The organism is Ruminococcus callidus ATCC 27760, from assembly GCF_000468015.1.
Taxonomy (GTDB): domain Bacteria; phylum Bacillota; class Clostridia; order Oscillospirales; family Ruminococcaceae; genus Ruminococcus_C; species Ruminococcus_C callidus.
Window position 1 is genome coordinate 1 of sequence record NZ_KI260460.1, and the last position, 1,535, is coordinate 1,535.

Consider the following 1,535-nt stretch of genomic DNA (forward strand, 5'->3'; position numbering starts at 1 on the left):
AAGTTGCCAGACGCTCTTTGTGCGGTATTGCCTTTTGTTGCTGCCGCATGTCTGCGGCGAAAAACGAGGCAGGAATGCATCTGCATTCTGCCTCGTTGTAAAAGCCTGTGTTGCCGTATGTTATGTCCTGTGTGTTTATACGTTAAACCGGAACAGCACAATGTCACCGTCCTGCATGACATAGTCCTTGCCTTCCAGACGAACCAGTCCTTTTTCCTTGGCAGCCGCCATAGAACCGCATGCCATGAGGTCATCATAGGAAACGACTTCCGCACGGATAAAGCCCTTTTCGAAATCCGTGTGGATTTTTCCGGCAGCCTGCGGAGCCTTTGTGCCCTTGGTAATGGTCCACGCACGGACTTCCTGCTTGCCGGCAGTGAGGTAGGAGATTAGTCCCAGCAGGGAATAGCCCTCCCGAATGATACGGTTCAGACCAGATTCTTCCAGTCCCAGATCTTCCAAAAACATTGCCTTGTCGTCTGCTTCCATGTCGGCAATGTCTTCTTCGATCTTGGCACAGATCGGCAGCACTGCGGCATGTTCGGCTTCGGCAATTGCCTTGACTTCCTGATAATGCTCGTTCTTGTCCACGCCGTTGCGGAAATCTTCTTCGCTCATGTTGGCAGCGTAGATGACCGGCTTTGCGGACAGCAGGGGCATGTCGTGGATCCAGCTCAACTCGTCCTCGGTGAAATCAAAACCGCGGGCAGACTTGCCTTCTTCCAGATGTGCCTGCAAACGCTCCAGAAAGTCCACCTGTACCTGTAATTTCTTGTCACCCTTGAGGGCTTTCTTGGTGCGGTCAATGCGGCGTGCTACCATTTCCATATCGGAGAAGATCAGTTCCAGATTGATGGTTTCGATGTCGGAAGCCGGATTGATTCTGCCGTCTACGTGAATGATGTTGTCGTCCTCGAAGCAACGAACCACGTGTACAATGGCATCGACTTCGCGGATGTCGCCCAGAAACTTGTTGCCCAGACCTTCGCCCTTGGAGGCACCCTTTACCAGACCGGCAATGTCCACAAATTCCAGCGTTGCCGGTGTGAACTTGTCCGGTTCATACATTTCTGCCAGCTTGTCCAGACGAGCGTCCGGCACAGAAACGATACCCACATTTTTTTCAATGGTGCAGAACGGATAGTTTGCGGATTCTGCTCCGGCATTTGTCAGAGCATTGAACAGCGTGCTTTTTCCCACATTGGGCAGCCCGACCATACCTAATTTCATTGTTACAGTTCCACCTTTTTTTCAAAATTATCCGGCATTTGCCGGCAGTTGACATACACTCATTCTTATAGTTTAGCATACAACGCCGGATTTGTCAAGAAAGCAATTTTCAAATTCGGAAAACTTAGAGCTTGTGTTCATAGCGAAAAAGTGATATAATAGGAGACATGAAAAAAGAGTATGAAGCAACAAATTACGAAAGTGATTTGACAGACGAGCAAGGGGAAGCAATTAAAAAAATTTTTCTTGGATCAAAATGAACTAAGAGGCGACATTAATACTGTTGCAGATATCGTAAGACAAAG

General features: G+C 48.7%; 1 protein-coding gene. It reads right to left on the bottom strand.

Annotated features, from left to right (window positions below):
• Positions 1-135: 135 nt before the first annotated feature.
• Positions 136-1,230: a redox-regulated ATPase YchF gene (gene ychF, locus RUMCAL_RS11555; protein WP_021683083.1), complete on the bottom strand. Its 1,095-nt coding sequence runs from the start codon at positions 1,228-1,230 to the stop codon at positions 136-138.
• Positions 1,231-1,535: the final 305 nt, after the last annotated feature.